The organism is Clostridium rhizosphaerae (genome assembly GCF_016765585.1).
Classification (GTDB): domain Bacteria; phylum Bacillota; class Clostridia; order Clostridiales; family Clostridiaceae; genus Clostridium_AT; species Clostridium_AT rhizosphaerae.
The window spans coordinates 823574-849287 of record NZ_JAESWC010000002.1 but is presented as its reverse complement, the minus strand read 5'-3'; the positions used below and the strand labels follow the sequence as shown (position 1 = coordinate 849287).

The 25714-nt window shown below is 34.9% G+C and carries 24 protein-coding genes; 10 read left to right on the top strand and 14 right to left on the bottom strand.

The window, feature by feature from the left end; all coding sequences use genetic code 11:
* The first annotated feature begins 75 nt into the window (after window positions 1-75).
* The gene (locus JK636_RS07200) at window positions 76-651 is read left to right on the top strand and encodes a TetR/AcrR family transcriptional regulator (protein WP_202748153.1); all 576 of its coding nucleotides are present in this window, start codon (window positions 76-78) and stop codon (window positions 649-651) included.
* Window positions 652-793: 142 nt separating this feature from the next.
* Here the strand turns inward: JK636_RS07200 and JK636_RS07195 are convergent, their stop codons facing one another.
* A complete protein-coding gene (locus tag JK636_RS07195; RefSeq protein WP_202748152.1) occupies window positions 794-979 on the bottom strand; it encodes a 4Fe-4S binding protein in 186 nt (61 codons plus the stop codon).
* A gap of 24 nt (window positions 980-1003) precedes the next feature.
* On the bottom strand, window positions 1004-1372 hold the full coding sequence (locus JK636_RS07190) for a pyridoxamine 5'-phosphate oxidase family protein (protein ID WP_202748151.1): 369 nt from the start codon (window positions 1370-1372) through the stop codon (window positions 1004-1006).
* 220 nt (window positions 1373-1592) lie between these two features.
* Here JK636_RS07190 and JK636_RS07185 point away from each other — a divergent pair, with 220 nt between their 5' ends.
* Window positions 1593-2093, top strand: a complete 501-nt coding sequence (locus tag JK636_RS07185; RefSeq protein ID WP_202748150.1) for an RrF2 family transcriptional regulator — start codon at window positions 1593-1595, stop codon at window positions 2091-2093.
* Window positions 2094-2250: 157 nt separating this feature from the next.
* On the opposite strand, the gene JK636_RS07180 is transcribed toward JK636_RS07185, so the two are convergent.
* On the bottom strand, window positions 2251-3417 hold the full coding sequence (locus tag JK636_RS07180; protein ID WP_202748149.1) for an MFS transporter: 1167 nt from the start codon (window positions 3415-3417) through the stop codon (window positions 2251-2253).
* Between the two features lie 170 nt (window positions 3418-3587).
* Here JK636_RS07180 and JK636_RS07175 point away from each other — a divergent pair, with 170 nt between their 5' ends.
* A complete protein-coding gene (locus tag JK636_RS07175) occupies window positions 3588-4472 on the top strand; it encodes a LysR substrate-binding domain-containing protein (RefSeq protein ID WP_202748148.1) in 885 nt (294 codons plus the stop codon).
* A 184-nt stretch (window positions 4473-4656) separates the two neighbouring features.
* Here JK636_RS07175 and JK636_RS07170 read toward each other — a convergent pair whose 3' ends face one another.
* From JK636_RS07170 to JK636_RS07155, 4 genes are read right to left on the bottom strand one after another with little or no spacing between them, the layout of a single operon-like run.
* Window positions 4657-5940, bottom strand: a complete 1284-nt coding sequence (locus tag JK636_RS07170) for an ArnT family glycosyltransferase (protein ID WP_202748147.1) — start codon at window positions 5938-5940, stop codon at window positions 4657-4659.
* A gap of 10 nt (window positions 5941-5950) precedes the next feature.
* A complete protein-coding gene (locus tag JK636_RS07165; protein ID WP_202748146.1) occupies window positions 5951-6304 on the bottom strand; it encodes an EamA family transporter in 354 nt (117 codons plus the stop codon).
* Window positions 6297-6638: a DUF2304 domain-containing protein gene (locus JK636_RS07160; RefSeq protein ID WP_202748145.1), complete on the bottom strand. Its 342-nt coding sequence runs from the start codon at window positions 6636-6638 to the stop codon at window positions 6297-6299. The genes JK636_RS07165 and JK636_RS07160 overlap by 8 nt, the downstream gene beginning before the upstream one ends.
* A 22-nt stretch (window positions 6639-6660) precedes the next feature.
* A complete protein-coding gene (locus JK636_RS07155) occupies window positions 6661-7335 on the bottom strand; it encodes a glycosyltransferase family 2 protein (protein ID WP_202748144.1) in 675 nt (224 codons plus the stop codon).
* A gap of 297 nt (window positions 7336-7632) precedes the next feature.
* Here JK636_RS07155 and JK636_RS07150 point away from each other — a divergent pair, with 297 nt between their 5' ends.
* Window positions 7633-8361, top strand: coding sequence for a Fic family protein (locus JK636_RS07150; protein WP_202748143.1), 729 nt, complete (start codon window positions 7633-7635; stop codon window positions 8359-8361).
* A gap of 68 nt (window positions 8362-8429) precedes the next feature.
* Here JK636_RS07150 and JK636_RS07145 read toward each other — a convergent pair whose 3' ends face one another.
* On the bottom strand, window positions 8430-8852 hold the full coding sequence (locus JK636_RS07145) for a hypothetical protein (RefSeq protein WP_202748142.1): 423 nt from the start codon (window positions 8850-8852) through the stop codon (window positions 8430-8432).
* 151 nt (window positions 8853-9003) lie between these two features.
* Window positions 9004-11919 carry an EAL domain-containing protein gene (locus JK636_RS07140; protein WP_202748141.1) on the bottom strand — a complete coding sequence of 972 codons (2916 nt, stop codon included), beginning with the start codon at window positions 11917-11919 and terminating at the stop codon, window positions 9004-9006.
* Window positions 11920-12148: 229 nt separating this feature from the next.
* Between JK636_RS07140 and JK636_RS07135 the strand changes: the two genes are divergently transcribed.
* Window positions 12149-12910: a protein kinase domain-containing protein gene (locus tag JK636_RS07135; protein WP_202748140.1), complete on the top strand. Its 762-nt coding sequence runs from the start codon at window positions 12149-12151 to the stop codon at window positions 12908-12910.
* 121 nt (window positions 12911-13031) lie between these two features.
* Here the strand turns inward: JK636_RS07135 and JK636_RS07130 are convergent, their stop codons facing one another.
* Window positions 13032-15209, bottom strand: a complete 2178-nt coding sequence (locus JK636_RS07130) for an alpha/beta hydrolase family protein (RefSeq protein ID WP_202748139.1) — start codon at window positions 15207-15209, stop codon at window positions 13032-13034.
* Window positions 15210-15885: 676 nt separating this feature from the next.
* Between JK636_RS07130 and JK636_RS07125 the strand changes: the two genes are divergently transcribed.
* From JK636_RS07125 to JK636_RS07105, 5 genes are read left to right on the top strand one after another with little or no spacing between them, the layout of a single operon-like run.
* Complete coding sequence (locus tag JK636_RS07125; protein ID WP_202748138.1) at window positions 15886-17025, top strand: ABC transporter substrate-binding protein; 1140 nt, start codon at window positions 15886-15888, stop codon at window positions 17023-17025.
* 55 nt (window positions 17026-17080) lie between these two features.
* On the top strand, window positions 17081-17962 hold the full coding sequence (locus tag JK636_RS07120; protein WP_338025756.1) for a branched-chain amino acid ABC transporter permease: 882 nt from the start codon (window positions 17081-17083) through the stop codon (window positions 17960-17962).
* A 9-nt stretch (window positions 17963-17971) separates the two neighbouring features.
* A complete protein-coding gene (locus JK636_RS07115; protein ID WP_202748136.1) occupies window positions 17972-18937 on the top strand; it encodes a branched-chain amino acid ABC transporter permease in 966 nt (321 codons plus the stop codon).
* Window positions 18912-19688 (top strand): ABC transporter ATP-binding protein, encoded by a 777-nt coding sequence (locus tag JK636_RS07110; protein ID WP_202748135.1) that lies wholly within the window; start codon window positions 18912-18914, stop codon window positions 19686-19688. Before JK636_RS07115 ends, JK636_RS07110 begins: the two co-directional genes overlap by 26 nt.
* A complete protein-coding gene (locus tag JK636_RS07105; protein WP_202748134.1) occupies window positions 19682-20383 on the top strand; it encodes an ABC transporter ATP-binding protein in 702 nt (233 codons plus the stop codon). Before JK636_RS07110 ends, JK636_RS07105 begins: the two co-directional genes overlap by 7 nt.
* A 138-nt stretch (window positions 20384-20521) precedes the next feature.
* Here JK636_RS07105 and JK636_RS07100 read toward each other — a convergent pair whose 3' ends face one another.
* The 4 genes from JK636_RS07100 to JK636_RS07085 form a co-directional block, all read right to left on the bottom strand.
* Window positions 20522-21535 carry a DUF2804 domain-containing protein gene (locus tag JK636_RS07100; RefSeq protein WP_202748133.1) on the bottom strand — a complete coding sequence of 338 codons (1014 nt, stop codon included), beginning with the start codon at window positions 21533-21535 and terminating at the stop codon, window positions 20522-20524.
* A gap of 2 nt (window positions 21536-21537) precedes the next feature.
* Window positions 21538-22842 carry an MFS transporter gene (locus tag JK636_RS07095; protein WP_243428133.1) on the bottom strand — a complete coding sequence of 435 codons (1305 nt, stop codon included), beginning with the start codon at window positions 22840-22842 and terminating at the stop codon, window positions 21538-21540.
* Window positions 22843-22857: 15 nt separating this feature from the next.
* A complete protein-coding gene (locus JK636_RS07090) occupies window positions 22858-24654 on the bottom strand; it encodes a glycoside hydrolase family 2 protein (RefSeq protein ID WP_202748132.1) in 1797 nt (598 codons plus the stop codon).
* A 201-nt stretch (window positions 24655-24855) separates the two neighbouring features.
* Window positions 24856-25668 (bottom strand): alpha/beta fold hydrolase, encoded by an 813-nt coding sequence (locus tag JK636_RS07085; RefSeq protein ID WP_202748131.1) that lies wholly within the window; start codon window positions 25666-25668, stop codon window positions 24856-24858.
* Window positions 25669-25714: the final 46 nt, after the last annotated feature.

Below are 25714 nucleotides of genomic sequence, written 5' to 3'. Positions count from 1 at the left end.
AGTAAGTGGTAGAAACCGCACACCATTTTTCATTAATGTTTGTGCCGCAGCGGTAACGGCGAGGTGGAGGATAAAATGGAGAAAAAATTAGGACGTCCTAGAAGTGAAGAAACAAAAAATGATATTCTGGAAGCTTCATATGATTTGCTAATCGAAAATGGCTTTGCGGCAGTAACCGTTGAAAAGATTGCAGAAAGGGCAAAAGTAAGTAAAGCTACTATTTATAAATGGTGGCCAAACAAGGCTGCTGTTGTTATAGACGGATTCCTAAATGCCACTAAGGCTGAATTACCAATACCTGATACTGGATCAGCAATTAAAGACATATTTATTCAAGTTGATAACTTTGCAAAATTTCTGTCGAACAGAAAAGGAAACGTAATTACTCAAATAATTGCTGAAGGACAACATGATATTCAATTAGCTGAAATATATCGTAAAGCATATTTTACGCCGCGTCGTGAGATTTCAAAACAAATTTTAGAGCGTGGAATTTCGCGAGGGGAATTAAGGAAGGATTTAAATATAGGAGCTTGTATTGACTTAATTTGGGGACCTATATTTTATAGATTACTGATAACCGGTGAAGTAATTGATGAGACCTTTATAAAGGAAATTGTGGACTACGCTTTTAAAGGAATAAGACAGTAACCATATATTTTGCTTTATGGCTATTGTATTAACTGAATAGGTAATTAGAGAAAGCATGATAGATAATGCTGTCTTAAAATGATTCAGCCGTACCATCTCTTTTGGTACGGCTGTTCTTCTCTATAATTCCATTTTAAATCTATTATTTCTGTTGTTTTTGAGAAATACATTTTTTAGGACAAGCCAATTGGCAAGCGCCACAGTCTACACAAGCAGATTCGTTGATTATTCTTTTCCTGTCTTTATCTTCTGCTATGCATCCAACAATGCATACCCGCTGGCAAGTTCCACAGCCTACACAATCCGACTTATTAATTATTCTGGGCATATTTCTCTCCTTATATCCGGAAAATTATAATGTTTGTTTGCAGGAGGTAACAGTAACTTCTAAGGTTCTTGTAAGGAATGGACACTTTTCCTTCATCAGTTTAAAGTTCTCCCCATCCTTTAGGAATTTAGCAGTTCCTTCAATTGAAAATCCGGTTCCCATATATTTGTAGCCCATTACTTCTTTACTACCTAGAGTCAATTTAATTTTTGGGTTAGCATTAATATTTTCTTCTGTTTTTATCATAGCAGCTGCAGGGATTAAGATTTTATCTTCTTTTACAATTAAATAACTGTTCCATGTATTAGCAACATGAGCTTCATTATTTGCGCAAGTAACAATAGAAACTACTCCTTCATGATTTAGTACCTCAAAAAATTTTTCTGTAAACATATAATATTCCTTCTTTCTTTTTAGTTTTGATAACTATAATTATGGATACAATATATCGTCGACAATTATTGTCTTTAATAATAATATGATTTTTTATTTCATTTGTCAATAGATATTTTTTGGGATAAGTGTACATATTTAATACTGTAGGATTATATTGAATGAGAATTAATAATAGGATATTATAAATAAAAGACTACATATCAAAGGAGTATGAGAAATGAAATTTTCAGTAGGAGTGGAATATGCAATACATTGCTTATTATATATGGTAAACACTGAAGAAGGTAAAACTGTGGGAATAAGGGATTTAGCAACATTTCAAGGTATTTCGGAAACTTATTTATCAAAGGTATATGCAAAATTAAGCAAGTCAGGAATTATAAAATCCGTGCCTGGTGCAAATGGGGGATATGCTCTAGCCCGCAGTGCGGAAGAGATAACCTTTTGGGATATTGTTGAGGCCGTAGAAGGAAGTGAACCTTTTTTTCAATGTGCAGAAATCAGACAAAATAATATATTATTAGATAAAGATAATTTACCTGATACAGTTACTAAATGTCCTTGTACAATAAAAGTTGTAATGCTAGAGGCAGAAAATGAAATGAGAAAATATTTAAGCAATAAGACATTGGCATGGCTATATGACGATGTATTTAATAAAACACTTCCAAAAGAGGTGGAAAAAGCAACCATTGAATGGTTTAATAGTAAAAAGTAATTATTATTAAAAACATCGGATATCCATAATAATCATTCTTGAATTAACTCTGCAGAATTTAAAAGATTATATTATTGATTAATAAGACTTAATTACTACTGTACTAGTAATTAAGGCTTTTATTTATAAAAACATGGAAACTTCTCTTAAATTGGAACTAGCTATCAATTGCCCTGTGCCGTATATTGGATAAAAACAAAATAACGATAACTATAATGCAAGCGGTGGCTGAGAACTGAAAGGGGAGCCTTACAGAAGAAGTTCCTGTTATTTTCCCAGCAGCATTTACAACAAGGGGAGATAAAAACTGACCTAAAAGAGCAAAGCTGCCAACAATACTTAGGGCAAATGTACTCTCATATTGCGGCACGCATTTTGTAGCATCTATAAGAAATAATGGGAATATAATTGCAAATGCGAATCCTATAAACAGCACTGCTATAAAAAGAAATATTATTGAGTGTGATGTACTTAATACAAGAAAACCTAAGAACATTGCAAGCCATCCTGATAATTCAGAATAGATCTTTAACGAGAGTATTATTTTACTAAAATATAATCCGGTCACAAATGACATAAAAGATGTGCTGGCAATGAAAAGAGCAGCTGTATTAGTTGATCCCAAATTTTCATTTTTTATGAATAATGATATATTTGTTGGCAGAACATAAAATATCATATAAAATAGCAGCATTTTCATGAACACAGTTATCAAGCTCTTACTTACAATATCTTTTAAATTTTTTCGTTTACCCTCTATTTTTGGGGGCTCAGGCAATACAAAAATAACCATAATCAATGGAAATGCAGCTATAAGGTAAGTTCCAAAAGAATATCTCCAGCTAAGCCTTCCAAGAATTCCTGAAAGCAGTACTGCTGCGGCACCCCCTATATTATTCCAAGCAGAAGAAAGTCCTATCATTTTTTTCCTTTCATCTCCATCAAAAAAGTCAGTTATGATAGATGTGGAAAGGGGAAGTATCAGACCGACACCTACTCCTAGGAAACCTCGGTAAAACAATAGTGAGTATATATTATTCGAAAAATAAGGAAGAAAGCCGCCAAGCCAATAAAATAATATACCTGCAATCAGTATATGACGTTTTTTTAGTATGGATACAAGCTTTCCCGATAGAAGACTCACCGGAATTGTTACGATAGCTGGTATAGTTAAAATCATTTTTATCAGGGTAGGATTTGTATTTATAAAAGTATCTCCTATGCTGCCGAGTATGGGCGCTACTGCTGTGGCAGCCATAATTGGTAACAGAGATATCGATAAAATTGATATCTTTAACAATTTACTGTTTGTGTTATCTTTCATAATTATCCTCCATTTCACGTTAGCTAAGTGGCCTAGAATTTATGATTCCCGGGTGCATAATCAAATATTCGAGATGGATCCTGTCTGAAATATACTATAGGTAAACTGCATAATCAATTCAATATTGTGATACAATTATTCCATAAAAGAATTGACTAAGAGGTGGCATAGTGGAAATTGAGCAATTAAAGTATTTTTTAGCGGTGATAAAGTATAAAAACTTTTCTACTGCAGCAAATGAACTCTGTATATCACAATCCTCATTATCAAAACGATTAAAGGCATTAGAAGATGAATTGGGAGCTGAATTAATCAATAGAACAACAAAAACAGCAACATTACCCGGAGAAGAGTTGATTAAGTTTTCAGAAGATGTTTTAGAAAAGTTCGATGATTTGAAATTAAAGCTTAGAAAATATAGCATTCTTGAAGAAGGACATATAACTTTAGGTATGTCACAGATTGTTAACTGCCAAGGACTTATAGGATTGATTGCCTCATTTCAGAAGGAGCACCCGGGTATTAAGATAAGTTTGGTAGAGAAAAAAACTAAAGACCTTATTATGCTTCTTAGAGATAATAAAATTGATGCTGCATTTATTCTTACAAATTCGTCTGAAGATATCGGCCTTAAAGTTTATCCTCTCATAAAAGATGAGTATGTGTTGGTAACTGATAGGAGACATCCCCTTGCCAAAAATAAATACATAGATTTGCCTAAAGCAGGTAATGAAAAATTTATTTTACTAGACCCAAGTACTGGTATGTATCATGCTCCGGTTGAAGCATGTAAAAAAGCAGGTTTTGAACCTTCAATATTATACGAAAGCGATCAAATAGACACTATACTTGACCTTGTGTCGGAGGGGCTCGGTGTTTCTTTGTTGATGCATAACAGTGTTGATTATTATGATCACCTTGGAGTTAAAATTGTTAGGCTTAATGAACCTATTTTAGGAATCACAGCTTTGACATTTCCACAGAATAAAACCTTAAATAATTGTATTTCGGCGTTTCAAAAGTATGTATTTTCATGGGTAAAAGATAACAAGTAATGTTATAAGTATTATAGTGTATTGCGGTATGTCAGTTCTTCCTAAAATAGAATCCGGACACGGATCGTCAATCAATAACTGGACAAACAGAGCTATGGCTTCATTATCTATGGTATGTTATAAGCCTTTTTATTTTGCCAGCTACATTGCCGCTTGGTATTTTTCTTAAAAGAGAAAGGTGAGTCTATGCAGACTCACCAAGCTTTAAAGCATTTTTAATTTTCATCTTTTGTCGAATTTCAAATACCATAAAAGATGCAGGAAGAATAACTAACGGCATAGCAGGATACATATATCTGGAGTAACAATAGAATGGAAGATATATGCAGTTAGTATAAATTACTGAGTAGAGGATTAGATAAAAACTATAATTCTCCTTTGTTTTTCTTATATGAAAGATAGTTCCTCGTACTGCCAGACAAAGCAATATAAAGTGATAAAGAGCCGCTAAAACATGGTTGATTCCCAATATCTCTTTCAAGTAAAATGGAAGTATCCAATTAATAAATGTTTTACCTATAGTATACCAATATAAATATTTAAAAGGTTCTTTTGGAATTAAGGTTTTCATGCGCAGCTTTGCAATGTCTGTTTCAACTTTATTATTTTCCTGTTCGTCATCAGAGTACTTAAAAGATGAGCTGTCTATATAAGCATCACTGCCATCTTTATCATTGTAGTGAATATAAGTGCCTTGAAGCATGGGGTTTCCTGAAGAGGCTGTAAAGGGAATAAATTTATCATACAGCCTATAGTTTCTTAGCCACCATGGACTCATTATCAATACAAAAATTGTAGAAACAACAATAGTGTATTTTATAATCTCACCGATTTTATATTTCTTTTTTATCCACATTATAAGTATTACAATTGGAAATGCTGCTATTGGCGGTCTGAAAAGAGCTGAAAGGCCCCAGAATATACCTCCTAGGATATAGTATTTAAGCTTCTTTTCTTCTACGGCATACAAGCAGAAGTATATTAACATAAGAAAGAAAAATTTAAATATTGTTTCAGTAATAATTATATTGCTCACCCAGACTTCCGGTATATAAAGTGCATTTAATAGTACTGCAAGCAAGGCTACTCTGCTGTTAAATGCTTTTCTTCCTATGAAAAACACTAGTAGTAGAGAGGCTGTTTGTAAAATAGCCTGAAAAACTCTAAAAGCAGTTACACCTTCCCAGGTTCCGAAAATACCCATGAAAAATGACAATACATAAGGCAGCCCCGGCATGATAAAAACTGTAGGGCTTGATGGAGCTTTATAGGTTAAGTTCCCTGTAGATAATAACGTAAATGCACTACGGATGTACTTTACATCATCATTGTTGTAGGTTTCAACACTGCCCAGTAAGGTGGAGTTTCCATAGTGAAAAATTGTAAACATAGTTACGGCAAAAAATACAGCTAATATTACTGAAAGAATTACTTTTGTTTTACGAGACTCATTTTTTAGACTAAACATTAAGCACCTCTTATTTCTTAGACACAAAGTATGCGCCAATAATAATAAACATTATCCCCAGCCATCTGGTTGGTGGTATCTTTTCTTTAAAGATATACATTCCAACAAAAGCAGCAATAACATAGCACAAGCTTTGCAGAGGATAGATTAAGGAAAGGTCCGCCTTAGACAGTATATAGAACCAGATTAAGGTTGCAACTGCGTAAAGCGCGAGCCCTATTAAAATATATATATTAGTAAAGATCTTTAGTATGGAAACTAAGGTCAGCTGTAAATTTATGTTTTGCAGTCCCATTTTCCACATGGTTTGTCCAATTACGAGCAGCAGAATATTAATAAGTAATAAACCATATACTTTATGCATTTTTGTCCTCCATGTTGTTCTTAAGAATTGCAAGCTCTTGAGTTAACTTTACTACTCTTTTTTTCAAATCAGATATTACAATAGTTAAATGAAAAATCAGTAAAAAGCTGAATACAATACCGGTAACAAATAATAAAGCAGGAGAATAGTAAATTCCTATTTTTCTCGAGATAGTCTCAAGAATGTTTTTATTGATACTTAAAATAATTAAAGTTAATGAAATAATTATCCAAAATACGCAGTATTGAAACTCTAATTTTCTTTTTTTTACATAATGAACGGTAACCGTTAAAAATAATAAAGATAAAAGTGCGCAGTAAATATATGTATTCATTTTTTCACCTTCTTAATATATTTTAAAGGACTATTGAAAGTGTAACTTTAATCATGTAGTATATGGATTTAATAGGTGTTATCGAGGATTTTCCACCTTGTCTATAATTCATACATACAGGTACTTCACTTATTCTAATACCACGTGAGGAACAATATACTATTGTTTCAACCTCAGGATAATCTGAAGGATAGTATTTTGCAAACAGTTCTATAGTTTTTCTGTTTATTGCTCTAAAACCAGAGGTAGTATCAAATATAGGTTTATGAGTTATATGAGAAACCAATCTTGAAAAATACCTTATTCCTATACTTCTGAAAAAGCTTGGCGTATAGCCTGTCTCCTCTAAAAAGCGGGAACCTATAACCATATCAGCCTTATCATCAATTAGCGGCTGAATAAGCTTATTTAAGTATTTAGGATTATGCTGACCGTCTCCATCTATTTGTACAGCGATATCATAATCTTTGTAAAGGGCATATAAATAACCGGTCTGAACAGCACCGCCTATTCCAACATTTACTGGAAGGTCTATAACCTCCGCACCAGCTTGTACAGCTTTTTGAGAGGTACAGTCGTTGGAACCATCATTTATTACCAGCACATCCACCTTTAAACCGCAATTTTTAACTTGCGTCACAACGTTGTAAATAGTATCCTGCTCGTTATAGGCCGGTATAATAACTAATGTTTTCATATTTACCTCCAAAATTCCTCAAAATGATATAATATTATACCATTTTTTTAAGCTTTTATCTAATCTAGTAGGTGACTGGAATCGACAAAGTTTTTAATGATTTCTTCTAATGAAGCTATATAAGCAAGCTGCTATTAATAAAAAGAAGAATTGTAAATATGCAGTAAAGTAATTATAGAATATCACTAAAATAAGTAAGTGGCTAAATCTTATATAAATTGATATAATTATAATCAGTAAGAATTTAAAGTATAATAAAAACTTAGAATAAATTTTAAGTTTCTGAGGAGTTTTTTTATGTTTGAAGAGATTGATAGAAAAAAACTATTATTAGACAGCAAAAGACCTTTGCCGCAGTATACAATAAAAAGTATAAGAGAACAATTAAATTTAGAATGGACATATAATTCTAATGCTATAGAAGGAAATACCTTAACTTTAATGGAGACAAAGGTGGTCCTTGAGGGGATAACTATAGGTGGAAAGACTTTAAGGGAGCATCTTGAGGTAATAAATCATAGAGATGCAATACTTTATGTTGAAGAAATTGTTAAAAATAATGAACCATTTTCTGAATGGCAAATAAAGAACATTCACAGACTTGTTTTAAAAGGTATAAATGATGAATATGCTGGTGCTTATAGAGATCAGCAGGTTATTATTGCTGGAGCCAAACATATACCGCCCGAGCCATTTCTTATAAAGGAACAAATGGAAAACTTAATTAAATGGTATGAAGGAGAGGGTGCTAAACTTCATCCGATTTTAAGAGCCGCTATGCTTCATGTTATTTTCGTAGGTATACATCCTTTTATTGATGGCAACGGAAGAACTTCAAGATTGCTTTTAAATTTGGAGCTTATGAAGAATGGATATCCGCCTATGGTAATTCGTAATGAAAATAGAATTAAGTATTATAACGCACTTGATAAAGCACATACAACTAACGATAATACAGATTTTGCTGAATTGGTTTTAGAGGAATTAAATAAAACCATGGATTTATACTTAAACTTGATTAAATAGACTCTATTGAAGTGTTTAAAGCTTGACCTAGGGTGGCCATTCGCCATGTCAGGTCAAGCTTTTTAAATTTACTTCTGGCTGTTATTTATTACTTTTAACTCAAACTCATAGTAATACCTAATAGCTTCATCAACAATGGTATTCATATAAACATTAACATTGTCATGAGAAGCTTTAATCTCGTTGAGCATCTTTGCAGTTGAGTAGCGGATTTTATAATATCTCCCGACAGTATAAGGCTCATCATCAACCTTAGGAGTAGTAACGTTGGCTTCTGTTTTTATTTTTCGATTATCAGTTAAGGCTGTATTACTTTTATTAAAGTCAAAAGTATTTGATGGAGCAGGTTCAGCAGCAGGCGAGGCTGGAGCAAAGCTAAAGGCTTTAATGACATTGGAAGCTTCTACATCGCCTTCTATAAAGCCGCAATCATCATCTTCAATCATATCTAAGGACTCGGCATCTAAGTCAAATCTCTTTTTTCTAACCATAATATCTTCACCTCTTTCTTTATATATAAATATGCAAATAGTACATCTGATTTTGAAAAAGGTACATGGTTGCAGTAAATATTTATATATTTAAAGTTATATATAGGTAAAAATATATATATTTATATCGGTTTATATTTAAATATTCAAATTATGTTAGTTTTTCATTTCTCATCAGCAGAGCTTCCATGGTTTCTGCATTAACAGGCCTACTAAAATAATAGCCTTGGCCTATGTCGCAGCCCATATCCTTTAAAAGTTCTAATTGCACTTTAGTCTCTACGCCTTCTGCTACAACTTTATAGCCAAGCTTATGAGAGAGGTTTATTATAACATCAACTATTAATCTTTGTTCAGTATTATCGCAGATCTCCTGCACAAAGGACTTATCAATCTTCAATACATTTATAGGCAGCTGCCTTAGATAATTTAGAGATGAATAGCCAGTTCCAAAGTCATCTAAAGAAATTTTTACACCCATTGCTTTTAGGTCTTTTAATTTGTTAATATTATCTTCTGTAGAGTCCATAAGCAAGCTCTCTGTTATTTCAATTTCTAAAAATATGCTTTGCAGGTTCTCACTGGTTAATATATCGTTTACTTTATCTATGAAGTCATGCCTTATAAATTGAATACAGGATACATTGACGGCTATAGAATTGTAACTAAGACCTTTATCCAGCCAAAGTCTATTTTGCTTACAGGCAGTTTCTAAAACCCAATTGCCTATAGGAACTATAAGTCCTGTTTTTTCAGCTATAGGTATAAAATTGTTAGGAGGCACAAACCCTAATTCCTTGTTGTTCCACCTAATTAAAGCTTCCATACCTTCAACCTTTCCATTAAATAAATTTACTTGAGGCTGGTAGTATAATTCGAATTCCTTATTTTCCAGAGCATCTCTAAGATTATTTTCTATGGTTATTTTTTTTACCAGCTCTTTTCCCATGGAATAGCTAAAGAAGCAGTATTGATTTTTACCTTGTTCCTTTGCCCTATACATTGCTGTATCTGCATTTTTTAAAAGTACTTCAGGCTTTTCACCATCTATGGGGGCTATGGAGATTCCTATACTTGTAGTAACGTAATTTAATGCACCGTCTATTATAAAGGGTTCCTTAAACATATTTAATAAATTATTGCAGATAACTTCTAACTCTTTTATATCGTCAAATTCAGGGATCAGAACTAAAAACTCATCCCCGCCAAACCTTCCTGCAATTGAATTCAATGGTATAGAATCGTTTAATCTTATTGCAATTTCTTTTAAAAGATAATCTCCTTTGTCATGACCTAGGGTATCATTGATTCTTTTAAATTCATCTAGATCTAAAAACATTAATGCTGAATTCTTATTACATAAACATTTAGAACTTAATATTTCTTTGAATTTTTGCATAAAGTAGTATCTGTTTGGCAAATTTGTAACAACATCAAAGTAAGCTATTTGCTTGATTTGCTTTTCACTAAGCTTTCTTTCGGTAATATCAGTGATAGAACCTGCTATCTTTAAAGCCCTGCCATTTGAATTTGTTAATAGCTTACCTCTATTTGCAAGCCATTTAATTGAACCATCTTTTGCTGTAATTCTAAATTCGCTTTTATATATTTTGTTATTATTTAGAGCCTCATTTAAATCTTTTTCTACTGAAGCTTTATCTGCGGGATATATGTATTTGCTGTAGATATCTTTAAAGTTAGAAAATATATCATGGCCGGTTATTTCTGTCCATTTTTCTGAGATAAAGAAAGAGTTATTCACTAGATTCCATTCCCAAATGGCGTCGTTGGCTCCTTCAATAGCAAGCCTATATCGTTCCTCACTATTTCTTATTATTTCTTCATTCTCCTGCAGTTCTTCATATTGAGCTCTAAGCTCTTCTTCTGTGGCGGTGAGTTCTTCATGCACTGCACTTAGTTCCTCATAACTATTATTTAGTTCTATCTCGTTCTTTCTTTTTTGATTAATAATTACGGATAAAAGGGAAATTATAGTAATAAGAAATAAAAAAACTACTACGGCTCCTATAACTAACCACTTATATCTTTGAAAAAAAGAATAATTTTCATTAATAATGATGCTGCCCTTAGGAAGTACCTTTGGATTTATTTTAAAGTTTTTTAATTGAGCATAATCAAACATGTACTTGTTAGGGCTCTCAGATACTTGAAGTATAGATTGTAGTGGAGAACCACTTATTATTTTTAGAGCAATTTTTGCAGCTTCCTCTCCTTGATAAAACCCGCTGGTAATCTTTCCGCCTATGGTTCCATAGCCTAAGTCAAAATCCCAAAAAGAAAAAAGGGGGACAGGAGAATTTTTAAAAATATCATCCTTTAAATTGTTTATATATCTATAATGCCCGGACTCATCTAAAAATGGGTCTGTTACAAATATAAAAGCTGTATTTTTATTTGAGCTTCTTATATCATCCTTTACCTTCTCAATAGGAGTGTTTTCATAAAAATTAAATTTATATTCATTAGTAAATTTGCTTGAAATTGCTTTTATATGATTGAAGTCATTTTTTCCAGAGTTAGTATTACTTCCATAAACGTTGAAAGTAGTAGTATTAGGTAAAATTGATAGAATGTTTTTTATCATTTCTTCAACTTCAAGATTCTCTTTTACAATTTTGTACTGTGGTTTGTCTAGTAGGATAGAAGGATTTATTTCATTTATACCGCAAAAGACCACAGGAGTATTAGGGAATAACTTGTCACCATATTTTATAAGATAATCCATAGCACCATTATCGGATGCTATAATTGCATCAAACTTAATATTGGAATATTTCATCTTTTGAAGATTATAAAAGTTATCTAAATAATCGGCACTTGAATTTTCTTTTAAATCCATATAATCATATTTTATATTGACATTAATATAGCCTGTATCAAAAACAGAATTAATCCCCTTTGAGACTGAGTTTGTCCAAGCGAAACCCTCATTATAAGAATGTATTACTAATATATTTTTTACTTCTGCCGCATCTACTGAACTACTTTTAAATGCTGCAAAAATTACAAGGAAGAAAATACAGATAAAAAGCTTAATTTTTTTCATATTTTTGCATCACCTCCTGATATTAATTACAATTATAACATATAAATACAAATAACATACATAATAGTGGAAATTGGGACAACATATAATGCAAAAAATACTATCTTAGCGCAGCAGTTGTTAAAACTAAGAAATTCATAATAATAAGCTATACCCCTCTAAAAACTGCATATGGATACGTATATAGAGTAGACGTAAGATGTATCATAAGTTGTGAAAGAGGTAAAATATGCTGAATATAAGGACTAGAAATGATAAAATAAACAAAGTTATAAAGATTTTGCAGGTTAAGGATTTGGAAGTAGGATATTCAGGAAACAAAGACTTTACTGAGGTGGAGGAAGGTCAAACACTAGAGGAATACGTAAAAAATAGGGATTTTTTAGAAGCAAAGAATGTGTATAATATTACCTTAAGTTTATGCGAAACACTATCAAATTTAAATAGTTTAAATTATTCTATTATGCACAGCCAGCTTGTTCCTTCAAATATTATTATAAATAGTAACATGAGAATATACATAAAGGATCTTGGAGTTTCAAATAATCCTCAGTTTAATAACAGTAATTTTGCTTGTATATCAAGCATTAAGAGTACATATGATAATAAGCTTGAGTTTTTCAAAGCCAGCAGTAAAAAGGATATAAGCAGTATTGGCATGCTTATGTATTTTATGGCTACAGGTAAAGAACCTGTTACAATGCTACAGCCTCTTTTAGAGGATAGCTATGGCAGCAATGTTGAAAGCAGCTTGAAAAGGATAATAAAGAAATGTTTTTATGTTAATAGTAAAAAGAGATATGTTTCAATTGAAGAGCTAAATAAAGAAATAATTATTGAACTTTTGCTAAAAAATAAATATGAAAAGATAGAAAGCTTATGCAGCAGCTATAGGGAGTCGGATAAACCATTGAATAACAGGGTAACAAGGTCACAAAAGCGTAAATCTAAAATAACAAGCAGGGCTTTAAGGTTTATATTTAATAACTAGAAAATGAAAAAGGCTGTACTAAAAAACGTTAAATTTTTAGTACAGCCTTCTTTGCGCAGCGAATAGTTCTTGGAACATATTTTATATATCGGGGCATATTTAGTTGAACTGGCGCACTGGGTTAAATCAAGTTCCAGAACATTACTGTATTAGCAACTGTAATCATAGTAAACAGTATTGTGTTTAAGAAAGCTGCCAGCCATATGTTTCCTGTCTTGTTGAAGATTTTCTTTGAATATACTGCAGCTATAGCAAGGCATGGAACTAATGCTATTAAAACTATTCCGTTTAGTGCGTCTGCAGGATATGCACCTACGTGTCTTATGAGGTCTGAGCCGTATTGATAAATCAGCCATAAAACCAGTCCGCCTACATTCATGATTATGGCTACTATATATCCCTTTGCACCCTTCATACCTGAGAATCTGGTATTTGCGTTGATTGCGATAGAATTAATGAAATAATATATGAAGAATACAGGGAAGTATCTTAAGGCTGTTACTAGATGCTGTGCGGTAAAGGTCTTTACTGCAAGTGTCCAGATTCTATAGTCAGTTGTAAATATTGCCTGTGTTAACCATAAAAGAGCATAGCCTGCTGCAACAACTATTGCTGCTATTGCAAGGCTTGATAGTATAGAAGGTATATTAAAGGAGATACCATAGCTCTTAAAGGAAGTACCTGATGGTCTCTTGCTTACATAGTAGAAGCATATAGTAACCATAGCTGCAATAATTCCTGACATTATAGCCCAATAAGCAACCTGATTAGTTACTGGTTCGTTAAAATACTTGCTGAGTGTAAGAACTTTTGCGGACTTAACAATTAATATTCTAAAAATGATAGCTGAAGCTCCTAATATTACTGCAAAGATAGTTGCTTTGATTGCACTTTCCTTTGCATGTGTGCGGTCAGAAGCCTTTGTGAAAGTTGATTTTTTAGAATATATTCCCCAATAAGTAATTATAATAATTGCAGCTACTATGATAAAAGCATCAGCAAAAATCTTCAAAGTACTCATACCCTGCATATCTTTATTCATCAAAGCAGGGAAGAAGTATGCTGGAATAAGTGCACTTATTACGATTGAAACCCAGTATACAGTTTTTTGAATAGAAGTTTTCGGTTCGCTTACTGATTCTGGAACATCTACTTTTGCACGGCTTAAGCCAGGAACCTTTAGAAGCAATGTAATAAGTGGTACAAATAACATAAAGAAGCCTATTAGTGCTACTAAATTAAATAACTCCTTAAGCTGCCATATTTGATTTCCGGCTGCTAAGTCAACGTTTTTCTGGTTAGCCGAAGTAACTCCTGCAAAGGCTGTATGGTAAAAATTAATTAAATCATCAGTTGCTGTTCTAGAAAAATGATTCCAAGGGTGAGTCTGAGAAGGAGTGTATATAACTCTCTTTCCTTCCTGTGACGCACGAACATCCTGGTTTTGAACTGATACAGCACCGGAATTTACTGTATAGAATTTTCCTTGCTCGCCTGCAGGATCTGAGGCACTAAGACCTAAGAATGCCTTTCCTGATGTTCTTGCTGCAAAATCCTTATAGGTTACTGTTCCGTTAATAGTCTTGTCTGCTGCAGTTTTTTCATCATCTGCTTTATTAAAGAAGAACTCGTCATAGTGAGCAGCAATCATACCTACAGTTCTTGATCCATAGGCAGCTTGAAGCTGATCCTGTTTTGCTATAGCTGAAGCATAGGAAAAATCAGCACCAACAGAAATTCCTGAGTAGATCATTCTGTGGCCTGCTTTTAAGGAATTCATTTCATCCAAGTACATAGCTACTAATGTAGAAAAACCTCCCATGGAGTGACCGCTTACAGCAATATAAGCATTTCCTTTATCGTCTTTCTTAACATAGTTTTGGTTGTACATATATTTAGCTGCGTCAAATTGAGAATAAATCCAGAAGGTGCTGAACTGCTTTCCAACCTCGATTTTGTCTGCCCAGTGGGAATCACCATGATCATACATATCAAGAGCCAATACTATGTATCCGCGTCTTGACATCTCCACAGCTGGAGCATCCTGCATTTCTTTTGAATTAAGGTAACCGTGAGTAGTAATGATTAATGGCCTTGGGTCATCAGCACCTGCCCCCTTTGGCATATACAATAAGCCTGTTAAGGTGCCGTGATCTGCCTGAAAGGTTATCTTATTAACCTTAACAGAGTAAAAAGAGGTGTTGAAAAGTGATGCAAAGAAACTTCCCACAATGCATAGTACTAACGCAAGCGCCAGCATGCCTTGAGGTTTTTTCAGTGATACTAAGAATTTTTTCATAATAGTCCCCCCAGTAATATTATTTTATATTATACTGACCATTTAATATGAGCAGAAATATAAACATACTTAGCAAGAGAAAAATAAAAAGAGCCGCAATTAATAAACCTGAAGTTGGTTTAAGAAATACGGCTCTCAATCTCTGCCTCTACACTAATATATATATTACAGTGTGTTAATAATTATTTGTAAATGATTACAATAATTTTATTTATACTCCATCTTATTAATAATTTACTATTTTAAATAAAATTTTTAATGTAAACATTGTCATTGGAATATGGCTATTGCAACCATGGAAAAAACATGGTATTATTTAAAAAATGAAATTTGCAATTTGTTATCCTGCAAAGTTCATATTAGTAAGAAAAAGTGTATCTAGGGTTCCGTTAAGCTTTGCTTAAGTCTGGACCGAGCGATACAGGCATTGCACCTAACGCGATGTTACACCGCTGATATAAAAGGTCCGGCGTAGGTTTTTCTTTCACCAAAGTGTTTCACAGTGTGATACACCATAGTGAATGGAAAATTTGCACCGGACCTTTTATTTTTATGCAAAAAAATAGTTATTGGGGGGGATTTAAAATGCAGTCAGACATTAGCGATATAAGCGACATTAGTGACTTTAGAAATTATATGATTGAAAAAAGGTTAAGTATTAAGGGGGAAATTTTAAATGGTAAAAAAGAAAATCGCTTTAGCACTAAGTATGATGTTGATATTGGGAGCTATGACAGGCTGCGGCAAAGCCGGGGCAAGCTCTAATGATATAAAAATAGGAGTTATCTTATCTCTCACAGGTGATGTAGCAAGCTATGGACAGTCAGGAAAAAACGCACTGGAGATACTTCAGGAGGAAGTTAATAAATCCGGCGGAGCTCTTGGCAAGAACATAAAATTTATTTTTGAAGATGACGAAAGCAAGCCTGCTACTTCAGCTACTGCAGCCCAAAAGCTTATAAACAATGATAAGGTTGTAGGTATAGTAGGACCTCTTACAAGCTCTCAATGCAACTCTGTAGGACCGATTGCAAATCAATTTAAGGTTCCTATGGTAACGGGAACCGGCACAAATCTAAAAATAACTGACGCCGGGGAATATGTATTCCGTTCCTGCTTCCAGGATCCGTTTCAGGGAGTTGTTACTTCCAAATTTGCTTATGAAAGCTTAAAAGCACAAACTGCTGCTGTGCTGTTTGACAACGGAAATGATTATTCCAGCGGTTTGGCTGAGAATTTTAAAGCAAACTTTGAAAAGCTTGGAGGTAAAGTTGTTGCTTCTGAAAACTATAATAAAGGGGAGCAGGACTTTAATGCACAATTAACTAAATTAAAAGCATTAAATCCACAGGTATTATTCCTTCCTGATTATTACGGAACAGTTGCACTTATTGCTAAACAGGCAAGAGCCTTAGGGATAACTTCTACCTTTGTAGGCAGCGACGGCTGGGACTCAGCAGACCTTTTTAAAATAGGGGGCAATGCAGTTGACGGAGCTTATTTTTCAAATCATTACTCACCTGAAGATACTTCAAAGGAAGTAACAGATTTTAAGAAATCCTATGAAGATAAATATAAAACTACACCTGATACTATGGCTGTTTTAAACTATGATGCAGGAAAAATTCTTGTCGAAGCAATTAAAGCTGCCGGAAAGACAGATGGCGAGAGCATAAAGGAAGCTTTAAAGAAAACTAATCTTACTGTAGTTTCAGGGAAAGTATCCTTTGATGAGAAGAGAAATGCAGTAAAATCCGCAGTTATTGTTAAGGTTGAGGGAGACAAAACTAAATTTACAATGAGAGTCAACCCTTAATTAATGATGACAGCAGGCTTCTGCTGTCATTACAAAGCTTGTGGAGGAGATGATGATTTTGGTAGTAATTCAGCAGATTATAAACGGCTTGGCTCTTGGCAGCGTCTATGCATTAATAGCACTAGGCTATACTATGGTTTATGGAATTATAGGACTTATAAATTTTGCTCACGGAGATGTGTATATGGCAGGAGCGTTTATAGGCTTCTATGTCTGTACAGCGCTGCATTTAAGCTTTGTACCTACACTTTTATTAGCTATGGCAGCCTCGGCAGCTCTTGGTATTTTAATTGAAAAAGCAGCCTATAAACCGCTGCGTAAGTCGCCTAAAATAGCTCTTTTAATTACAGCAATAGGTGTTTCACTGTTTTTAGAAAATGCGGTTAGATTTATTGCCGGACCTAATCCTAAGCCTTATCCGGCAGCTATTTTACCGCAAAAGAATATTAGCTTTGGGGCGATTCAAATAAATAATTTACAGCTCATAATCTTATGTGTATCAGTAGCTTTAGCATTGCTGCTTCAGTTTGTTGTTTATAAAACAAAGGTGGGAAAGGCTATGAGAGCAGCTGCACTAGACAAGGATGCTGCAGTGCTTATGGGGATCAATATAGATAATATAATTTCTATAACCTTTGCCATAGGCTCTGCACTTGCAGGCGCTGCAGGTGTTCTTGTTGGCATCCTCTATAACAGGATTGATCCTCTGATGGGTGTAATGCCTGGTTTAAAAGCCTTTATAGCAGCAGTTTTGGGAGGTATAGGTATAATACCTGGAGCTATCTTTGGAGGCCTGTTCATGGGTATAGCTGAAACCTTAACTAAAGCTTATATATCCTCTAAGCTTTCAGATGCAATTGCTTTTGGCATATTGATCTTAGTATTGATAATTAAACCATCAGGACTTCTGGGCAGGAAGTCCAGTGAGAAAGTGTAGGTGATATATATGCTGAAAATTAATAAAAAGACAATTGTTAATTTTATCGCTGTTGCAATAGTTTATCTTGTGTTGTTTGGATTAATAAAAGGGGGACTTTTAAATAGATATTATGAGCAAATATTAGTACTTATCGGGATAAACATTATTCTGGCGCTCAGCTTGAATTTAGTTATAGGCTTTACTGGACAACTGACATTGGGGCATGCCGGTTTTATGTCAGTAGGAGCCTATGCAGCAGCAATGTTAACTATAAAACTTCACCTTCCTTTCTTATTATGCATTGTATTAGGAGGAGCTGCAGCCGGACTTGTAGGTTTTTTAATAGGCCTTCCTATATTAAGGCTTAAAGGAGATTATCTTGCTATTACTACTCTTGGGTTCGGGGAGATGATAAGAGTTGCAATAACAAACATTGAGCCTGTTGGAGGAGCTAGGGGGCTAGCGGGTATTCCTCCAAAAACTACTTTTACCACAGTATTTCTAGGCGTAATTATTACATTTATAATACTTAAAAATATAATAAATTCAACTCAAGGCAGAGCTATGATTGCAACACGAGAAAATGAAATTGCAGCGGAGGCAATGGGTATAAATACCACGGAATACAAGCTTATTGCCTTTGTAATAGCTTCATTCTTTGCAGGAGTTGCGGGAGCTTTATATGCTCATTACTTTATGTTCTTAGAGCCAAACAGCTTTAACTTTATGAAATCTATAGAAATTGTAACCTATGTAGTTCTTGGAGGCATGGGAAGTCTTTCCGGCTCAATGCTTTCTGCCGGTATACTTACACTGCTTCCTGAGGCTCTTAGAGAATTTGCAAACTATAGAATGATTGTATATTCTCTTCTTCTAATACTAATTATGATATTCAGGCCTCAGGGGTTGATGGGCAACAAGGAATTATCCTTTAAAATGTTTAAAAGTCTTAATAAAAAAGGAGGTAATGCAAATGCTTCTTCAGGCAGATAGCTTAAAAATATGCTTTGGCGGTCTTACCGCTGTTTCTGATTTTTCAATTAACATAAACCAAGGAGAGCTTGTGGGACTCATAGGTCCTAATGGTGCGGGAAAAACTACTATTTTCAATATGCTTACAGGGGTTTATGCTCCTACCAGCGGAACCATAAGCTTCAATAATGAATATGTTCATGGTAAAAAACCTTATGAAATAACAAAAAAACGCATTTGCAGAACCTTTCAAAATATAAGGCTTTTCAGCAGCATGACTGTACTTGATAATGTTAAAATATCCTTTAACTTTCAAGCAAAATACAATCTGCTTCACTCAATACTAAGGACTCCGCGTTATTTCAGCGAAGAAGCAAGAATTGAAGCTGAAAGTTTAAGGCTTTTAGAGGTATTCGGTCTTTGGGAGAAAAGAAATGAATTGGCTTTAAGTCTTTCTTACGGTGAGCAGAGAAAGCTTGAAATAGTCAGAGCACTGGCTGCTAAACCGAGGCTTCTGCTTTTGGATGAGCCGGCAGCGGGGATGAATCCTCAGGAAACTCAAGAGCTTATGAAGCTTATAACTTGGATTAGAAAAGAGTATGAGCTGGCAGTACTTTTGATTGAACATGATATGAAGCTTGTTATGGGTCTTTGCGAGAGAATTGTGGTGGTTGACTACGGGAAAATAATAGCCCAAGGTTCTCCAGACTATATAAAGAGCCATCCTGCAGTTATTAAAGCTTATCTTGGAGAGGAGGCGGCTCCATGCTAAGTGTTAAAGACTTGAATCTCTATTATGGTTCAATTCATGCTTTAAAGGGTATAAACTTAGAAATAAGAGAGGGGGAAATAGTTACTCTCATTGGCGCTAATGGTGCCGGAAAGACTTCGACGCTCAGAACTCTTTCCGGGCTTGAAGCTCCTGAATCCGGTGAAATATTTTTTGGCGCCAGGTCCCTTAAAGCAGCAGCCGCACATAAACTCCCAAGCCTTGGCATGGCACATGTGCCGGAAGGAAGAAGAGTATTTTCTTCCATGACTGTTATGGAAAATTTAGAGCTTGGCGCTTACGCCAGAAAGGATAAAGCTAAGCTCAAAACAGACTATGATTATGTGTTTGAGAAGTTTCCAAGACTTAAGGAAAGAAGAAAACAGCTGGCAGGCACTCTAAGCGGCGGGGAACAGCAAATGCTTGCTATCGGCAGAGCTATGATGACACAGCCTAAGCTGCTGCTTTTAGACGAACCTTCTATGGGGCTTGCTCCAATTGTAGTTCAAGAAATCTTTAATATAATTAAGCAGATAAATGAGGCAGGGACTACAATTCTTTTAGTTGAACAAAATGCTAATCTGGCTCTTTCTATAGCTGATAGGGCTTATGTGCTGGAAACCGGCAGAATTGTATTAGAGGGCAATGCCCAAGAACTTTTAAAAGATGAAAAGGTTAAGGAAGCTTATTTAGGATAAATATAAAATCACCCTCATTATTTTTAATAAAAAAGCATAGGGGCTGTCTAAAAATAGCTTAAACTAGCTGTTTTGAGATAGCCTCTTATATTTATTATTTAAAAGAAATATTGTATTTTGTAATCCGAAAATAGTTTATTACCACCTGTTTACGGCATGTTCTGCGAAGGCTGTAAGATCTTTAACTTCAAGTACTCTGCCATCATCGAGTACAGCTTTTCCGGTGAATCTTCCAAAAACCTGGTGGCAGTGGTTGTTGACAAAGAGCAGTTTTGTCTCAGTATAGTTATCAAAGACAGGTATAAATTCCATCTCGAAACGGTTATCGCTGCTTGTGAAGGTCCATGGTTTTGTATAACTGTCTTTTGGAATATTGAAGCTAACGTCTTCAAGCTTGTGGCAAGTTCCATCATAAAAAAGCATGTTTTCTGTAGCTGCGGAGGTGTTTCCGAAGCCGTAGCCAATATTGAAGCCGAAGAGCTTTCCATCAATTATTGAGCTGCCGTTGCTCCAAAACCATTCATGCTTAAAGGGCCAGACACCTCGTCCCCAATCAATCAGACCAATGGTGGTGTCAGGATTAATATCATAGGTTTCAATTCCAAAGACAGCTTTTCCAGAGGCCGGCATACAATTTATTTTATGATTGTAGTAAAAATAATTGGGGCCTTCATCAAAGGGAGTAGCCATAACAATGGAGGCTTTGCTTGGCTGATTCAGTGTAATATCAATTTCTACAGGCAAAAGCTTTGGGTCATCTACTTTACAGTATAATCTTCTGCCTCCTTCAATGTGAGTAAAGGACATTTCAAAGCCCTTTACTTTGTAGGAAAGGTCTCCCTCCTCGGCACTTCTTGGCATATGAAGCCTGTTAAAGGGAAGAACAAGGGGCTTTGATACACTTTGCTTTTTTCCTGTTATAATATCAAAAGCAGTAATCGTAACAGTGCCTGCATAGGAAACATGTCCAATTGTGAACTGAATGCAGAATCTGTCATTGCTTACTTGATAAAAATCCCACTCTTTTATTTTCCATGGAGTTTTTATTGCCTCACGATTATAGTCTAAAACTCTTCTTGTAGAGTAGCCGGCTGTGGCAAGGGTACCATTATCTTTTAAAACATTTCCTTTTTCGGTTATTTCATTTTGCATAATTACATTTCCACTCCTTTCTTTATAGATTGAATACGTGCCTTATTAAGTTTATATGCCGGAATCAACGGGAGTACTGTAAGGCTTGTTAATACAGCCGAGAACAGAAACAAAGATTCTGTAGGAATCATGCCCGAAGTTCCATCTATGACTCCCTGAACACCAAAATTATTTATAACAACTGTAGCTATTGAAGGACCTATAATCATAGGGAGACAAACAAAAAATATTTGTTTTATTCCTTCAAACTGACCCCTTTGATCCTCTGGATAGAGATTTTTAATCCAAGCGATAAGTGTTTGAAATGTGAGTACATAGCCAATGCCTGAGCCTAAAACACCTATTAAAAGTACTGGAATTTTACTTGAAAGTGTTATTACAAAAAGACCAATGAAATTAGCAACCAATGCAAATAGTATGACAGCAGGGGACTTGCCTTTGTCAATAAAGCGTGCGGTTGGCATTGTTAGAAGCACAGCTCCTAAAAGACCTGCTCCCTGAATTAGTCCTGTCATAGTATAATCAAGCTTTAAATAATTGGCAAAGTAAATTGTGATATATGGAAAATAGACGTCAAAGCCGATAAAGTAAACTAATATCACCATAAATACCCAAAACAATTCCTTATTTTCCTTAACTGTCCTGATATTGAATACGGATAGAAACTGATGCAAGAATCCTTTTTCATCTTTTTTGGGTTTAAGGGTAGGGGAATCCTTAAGGTTAAAGATTGTAAATATTCCAACCAGCATTACGGTACCGCCCATTATTATAAAGAATGGGAAAAAGTCTACTGTATCAATTATAATACCTGAAACTACGGAGCCAAATATTGTTGCAAGCACCGGCATTGCTGCGAGAGCACCGCCCAGCTTGCCCCTGTTATGCTCGTTTGAAATATCTGTAGTCCATGTACTGAAGCCCGAGTCATTTCCAACAGAACCAAAGAAGCTCATGACTGCATCTGCTGATATAACAAATATGGCTGCCAGAATAAAAGGATTCTTTGGGAAAAATTCTGCTGCCCCAAATGCGATTGTGAACAATCCCCATAATATATATCCTACAGCAATAAAGGGTTTTCGTTTTCCTTTTCTATCGCTTAATGTACCTACAAAGAAGGTAGCAAAGGTAGTTACTGCAGCACTTACACCTACCATCCAGGATACAATGGAAGGGCTAGGGGCAATTTTTGCATACACAAAGGTGTTAAACCATGAATTCTCAACATTCCAGCAGATTTGGCCAGCCATTCCAAGAACCCATATAAGTGTCCAGTTTTTTTTACTGATATCATTAGTCTCCAAGGGCACCGCCTCCAATTATAATTTAATTGTGTTTAATTCCTTCATTATTTCGGGATCAATTTTTACAACTTCTCTGTCGTAGGTTATAATGCCGTTTATTTCTGTTTCAACGTCCGTTAACTGTGTAAATACTGCTGCCGAGACTCCCCTTGGTACTAATGGTCTAAGCTGAGAATTTATAAGAGAAGTATAGGCATTTTTTAACTCCTCCCTGGTTTCAAAATGTTTATATCCATACTCTTTGTCTTCTCGCCACACATGTCCTTTTTCAAGAAGGCTATAACCTCCATACTCTGTAATTGCCGCAGCTCTGTTTTTTAATTTTTTTGGCATATAAAGCTTGCAAAAGTAAATATGAACACTTTTAATATCCCCTGAGCCCTGGTCGTACCATCCGCTAGCATGATCTACAAGGCGGGTTGGATCATATTCCTTGACCCATTTGGAAATTTCAGACGCATCGAATTGTCCCCATGCCTCGTTAAAAGGAACCCATAGGCCAATGCTTACAGTATTATAGAGACCGTCAATCATTTCTTTCAGTTCTTTTTTGTAATTGTCTCGATTGGATTGCTTATGCCTCCCATATTTTTTATGGCTTGTATCTTCAAAGGAAACTCCTCTGGCTAAGTTTGGGATAAGCAAATGACGCAGTTTTTCAATACTGCCTCCTCCATTTATCATATCCTGCCACACAATAATGCCTAGTTTGTCACAGTGATAATACCACCTTAAAGGTTCTACCTTAATATGTTTGCGTATCATATTAAACCCAAGCCTCTTTGCTGTTTCAACATCATACTTAAGAGCGTCGTCAGTTGGAGTGGTATAGAGGCCATCAGGCCAGTATCCCTGATCTAAAACACCGTTTTGAAAGAGAGGCAGATTATTAAGAAGCAATCTTTTAATACCTATATTGTCTTCGCCAATGCTGAATTTTCTCATGCCAAAATAACTGGTGATTTCATCTATTACAGCGGCATCCTTAATAAGCCTGATTTTCAAATCATAAAGAAAGGGTGAGTCAGGACTCCACAGCTTTGGAGATGAAATCTTTAGTTTTAATGTTTCTCCCATGCTGTGTCTATCAATTATAATCTCCTTATTACCCTCATATGCAGAAGCTTCAATATGAATTTCTCCATCTGCTGCATCTACTTCAACTTCCACTGAAAGCTCTTCGTTGTCTATATCAGGAATCAGCTTAATGGACTTAATATAGTTTTTAGGAACCGGTTCAATCCAAACAGTTTGCCAAATGCCGGATACTGGAGTATAAAACATTCCTTTAGGTTTTAATACTTGCTTTCCTCTTTCCTGCCCGTATGTATCTGTAGGGTCCCATACAGATACTACAACTTCATTTTCGCCTTCTTTAATAAATTCAGTGATTTCGAAAGTAAAAGGATAATAGCCTCCTGTATGCTCGCCGACTTTTAGGTTATTAATCCATACTTCAGCCTTCCAGTCAACAGCCCCAAAGTGAAGCAGCAGCCTATCTTTTTTCCACTTATCACAAACAGTGAAGCTTCTTCTGTACCATAGTTTTTCTTTGGGCAGAAGTGACTTTTTCACTCCTGAGAGGGAGGATTCCAAAGGATAGGGTACAAGAATTTTACCTTCAAAATCAGAAGGTATGTCCTCTTTATCGGGTTTAATAACATAATCCCATAATCCATTCAGATTCATCCAATTGTTTCTTTTCATCTGGGGTCTTGGATATTCGGGAAGTACATTACAAGGATCAATTTCCCCAGCCCATCTTGTAAGTATATTGCCCTGAGCAGGCTTCCATTTTGAGTTATCATTCATGATTATCTGCACCTCTTCACGTAGTAGCTATATCCAAATTATAGCAATATAAATTAAACAGTTCAATGAAGTATTCAGATTTTTTGAAATATATGTCAATTTAATTTAAATAATATAACCTTAATGCAAACTGCTCAAAATGAAGTTAAATATTGTATTTTAAAAGCAGCGATTAATTTCGCTGCTTTTTGTATTGATAAATTATTCTTCAATGAATCTTGCTAGCTCTTCATTAAATTTATCTTTCTGATCATAAAAGGATGCGTGGCCGCTATAATTGAAGGGCAGGAGTTTTGATCCTTTTATCATTTTATTTTGGACTTCACCTAGTTCAAAGGGAACAACCTTATCATGAATTCCATGAATAATTAACGTTGGAACATTTACAGCTTCCAAATCGGAAAACAACACTTCATTCAGCCAAGTATTTGCAATTGCCGCAGTAGACCATCCGGCAGCCTGTAATCCTATTTGGAAGAACCAATCTGAGAAAGCTTCAGTTATATGTTTATAGAAGAATATATCTCCAAAACCACGCAGCATTTTAGGCCTGTCTGTATAAGTACCTTCTATTATTTGGTCTACCGTCTCTTTATCTAAGCCATAAGGGAAATTAGGACGCTTAATAAGACTTGGTGCTGCTGCGTCAACTAGAACAAGCTTTGATATTCCATGACCTTTATGCCTGCCCATATACCTTGCAGCTATAGCACCTCCGGTTGAATGGCCTGCAAGAGTAATATCATGCAATCCCAATGTATCAATTACATATCTGACATCATCTGAAAGTGTATTATAATCATATCCTGACCAGGGTTTATCAGAACTTCCAAATCCTCTTGTATCTATTCCTATGCATCTGTAACCTAGTTTTGGAAGCTTGTCAAATTGATATTCAAACAATCTGTTACTGCCTGGCCAACCATGTAAGAACAGTATTGTCTTTTTTCCTTCAGGGTTTAAATCCTCTACATAGATTTTTACGTTTGTTGGGGTTTTAACGTAATATCCCATTGTAAACCTCCAATAATTATTACTATAAAATTAAATTATGTTTTTT